General features: G+C 68.0%; 5 protein-coding genes. 2 read left to right on the forward strand and 3 right to left on the reverse strand.

The genetic code is table 11. The annotated features are described in order from the left end of the window. The coding region (locus AC1DOC_RS27325) for a universal stress protein (protein WP_478130884.1) at window positions 1-328 on the forward strand (328 nt) is incomplete at its 5' end. A gap of 38 nt (window positions 329-366) precedes the next feature. Here the strand turns inward: AC1DOC_RS27325 and AC1DOC_RS27330 are convergent. Both AC1DOC_RS27330 and AC1DOC_RS27335 read right to left on the reverse strand, forming a co-directional pair. Further along, window positions 367-786 carry a DUF6766 family protein gene (locus AC1DOC_RS27330; protein WP_015866315.1) on the reverse strand — a complete coding sequence of 140 codons (420 nt, stop codon included), beginning with the start codon at window positions 784-786 and terminating at the stop codon, window positions 367-369. Next, complete coding sequence (locus tag AC1DOC_RS27335) at window positions 783-1,229, reverse strand: low affinity iron permease family protein (RefSeq protein WP_015866316.1); 447 nt, start codon at window positions 1,227-1,229, stop codon at window positions 783-785. The genes AC1DOC_RS27330 and AC1DOC_RS27335 overlap by 4 nt, the downstream gene beginning before the upstream one ends. Window positions 1,230-1,425: 196 nt before the next feature. Here AC1DOC_RS27335 and AC1DOC_RS27340 point away from each other — a divergent pair, with 196 nt between their 5' ends. Continuing rightward, window positions 1,426-1,914, forward strand: a complete 489-nt coding sequence (locus AC1DOC_RS27340) for a DUF2231 domain-containing protein (RefSeq protein ID WP_018906952.1) — start codon at window positions 1,426-1,428, stop codon at window positions 1,912-1,914. 22 nt (window positions 1,915-1,936) lie between these two features. Here the strand turns inward: AC1DOC_RS27340 and AC1DOC_RS27345 are convergent. Further along, window positions 1,937-2,932 (reverse strand): helicase-related protein (locus AC1DOC_RS27345; RefSeq protein WP_478130885.1); only part of this gene is annotated, 996 nt, incomplete at its 5' end.

A 2,932-nucleotide genomic window follows, 5' to 3' on the forward strand; every position in this document is an offset into this window, starting at 1 on the left:
GCTCTTGCGGGTGCAACCCGTGGTCTCCGGCCACGTCGCGATGTTCTTCGACCCGCAGGAGCTGCGCGAGCTGCAGCAGAGCGCGGGCGCCGAGGAACTGCAGTTCGCGCAGAACCTGCTCGCGATGTCGGGCGTGTCCTGCAGCAGCACCGTGGCGATCGGCCGCAGCGCCGAGACCATCGTTGCGGCGGCCCGCGACTTCGGCTGCGACCGCATCGTCTTCGGGCGCGACGAGCCCAGCCTTGCGGGGCGCATCTTCGGCTCGCTCGCGCAGCAGGTGCGCCAGCTGCTCGGCGCGAGCGGCGACCTGCAGGTCATCGGCTCCTGACGCACGGCGGCGGCGGCGCCGCGCGCGCCGCCGTCACGTCAGGATGCGTCTTTCTTCGCCATCCTGGTCCAGCGCAGGTCGGTGTGCCGGCCGGCGTATTCGCGGTCGATCTCGTCGATCAGGACATCGGCGTTCTTCGGGTCGACCGCCGCCAGGATCGCATCGATCTTGGCTTCCATGCGGTCGTCGCCTTCCTTGGACTGCGGCGAGCCGACATAGAGCAGGAAGGCCAGGCCGCCGATCTGCCACAGCAGCTGCAGGAACTCCGACTGCCAGTTCTCCAGCGTGTCCCTCGACATCTGGATCAGGTAGCCCGACACCTCCGGCGGCACGCCGAAGTGCTTCTGCTCGTCCACATAGGCGAACCAGCCGAAGACCCAGTGGCCCACCAGCGACACCAGGAAGAAGCCGAGCGTGACCCAGCCATAGCCATACAGTTTCCAGATGGATTTCTTCATGCTTTGCTTTCTGTTGGTTGAGCGCCTTCCTGGGGGGCGCCCCTGTGGCCGCGCCGTGCGCGCTCGCTGCGCGTGCGGTCGAGCGCGGCATGGCTTCTCTTGGCGGCCGCTTCGCATTTCTCGTGCAGCTCGGCCAGCTCCTTGTCAGTGAGCTTCTCGATGCCCATGAACTCGTCGCCGGCGTTCGATGACCGGATCAGCTCGTCGAGCTTGGTCTGAAGTGCCGCCCCGTCGCGGTTCTGCGTGTTCTGGATCAGGAACACCATCAGGAAGGTGACGATGGTGGTGCCGGTGTTGATGGTCAGCTGCCAGTTCTCGGAAAAATGGAAGAAGGGCCCCGCCGCCGCCCAGGCAACGACCAGCGCGACACAGATCAGGAATGCAATCGGACTGCCGGCCGCGCGCGCCGTGGCATTGGCGAAGGATGCGAAGAACTTGTCCATGTCGCGCAGCCTGATGCGTTGCCAACTGCAGAGCGTCATCCAGCGCCGATAAAGAGAGTTTGAATTTTTCCCTTGCGCTTGTGAGACGGCAGCCGGCGAGTAGGAAAGTACCGACCCGCACTGGCGGCACTTGCTTGCGCGGGACCGGTTGCGGCTGCCGCTCAGATGGCGGGGTTCAGGCAATGGAGGTGATCCCATGCATGCAAGAGTCCGTTTCCTCGGCCACTCGGTGCACCAGATGCTGGTGGTGTTTCCGCTTGGGCTGCTCGCGACTGCGGTGGTGTTCGACATCATCTACCTGGCGGGACACAGCCAGGTCATGGCCGCCGTTTCATACTGGCTGATCGCGGCCGGCCTGGTGGGCGGCGTGCTCGCCGCGCCTTTCGGAACCCTCGACTGGCTGGCCATTCCCTCGGGCACCAGGGCCAAGCGCATCGGCGCCATGCACGGCGGCGGCAACGTGCTCGTCCTGCTGCTGTTCGTTGCGAGCTTTCTGCTGCGCGACCGCGACTATGCGCCGCAACTGGGCCAGATGGCCTGGTCCTTCGCAGGCGCGGCCCTTGCCATGGTCACGGCCTGGCTCGGCGGAGAGCTGGTGGACCGGCTGGGCATCGGTGTCGACGAAGACGCCGGCATGAACGCTTCGAGCTCGCTGCACAAGCGGCACGTGATCGCGGGCAAGTAGGCGTTCGTGCTGCGCGCCGGCCTCAGGCCCGGCGAAGCGCGGGCACCGGGCGCACGAACTCGGGCCGGAAGCAGCGCTGGCTGCCGTCGGGAAATTCGATCGTCACGGAGACCGCATCGGCGGCCGTGACGCATCCGACCCCATAACGCGGCACGCGCACCGACGCTCCCCGGGCAAAAGCGGCGGCGTGCTGCGGCGGGTCTGCTTCTTCCTTTGCTGCCGCGTCTCGCGCAGCCGCGCGGCGCTCGCGCTCGTGGCGGGCCAGCCGCACGCAGTTGTCGCAGGCGCCGCAGCGCTGCGCGAGCGCATCGCTTCCAAGGCCCGACAGAAGCACCTGCCAGCGGCACAGGCCGGTCGTCGCATAGAAGGTCATGCGTTCCAGCGCCTCGCGGTCCTGCTCGCGCTTCTCGCGGTGTTCGTCCAGAAGCGCATCGAGTTCGGCGTCTTCGAGCGGCGGCTTCCCGCGCCAGCGCAGTCGTCCCTCGCGGTCGCGCACCACCCGGTCTTGCTGCCGCAGCAGGCTCAGCAGCACGCGAAGCTTGCCGCGCGGCAGGCGCGCGCGCTGCTGGAGCTGCGCCTCGCTCCAGCCCGGTGCCGCGGCTGCGTTCGGCATCGGCAGCAGATGCTGCTGCAGCGCACGCAGTTCGGCCAACTCGGGCAGCCAGCCGGCCAGGAAGAACTGCTGCACCGCGCGGTCGCACCGCAGGTACAGAAGAATGCAGTCGGCGCGCTCGCCATCGCGGCCGGCGCGGCCCGACTCCTGGTAGTAGGCATCGAGGCTGGAGGGCATCTGGTAGTGCAGCACGAAGCGGATGTCCGGTTTGTCGACCCCCATGCCGAAGGCATTGGTGGCCACCATCACGCGCAGCTCGCCCGCCATGAACGCGTCCTGTGCGGCGCGCCGTTCGCCGGCGCGCCGCCGGCCGTGGTACAGGCCCGCGGACTCGCCGGCGGCCGCCAGTTCGGCGAAGAACGCCTCGGCCGCCTTCACCGTGGCGGTGTAGACGATGCCGCTGCC

This window comes from Variovorax sp. 01T439_2 (assembly GCF_056398445.1).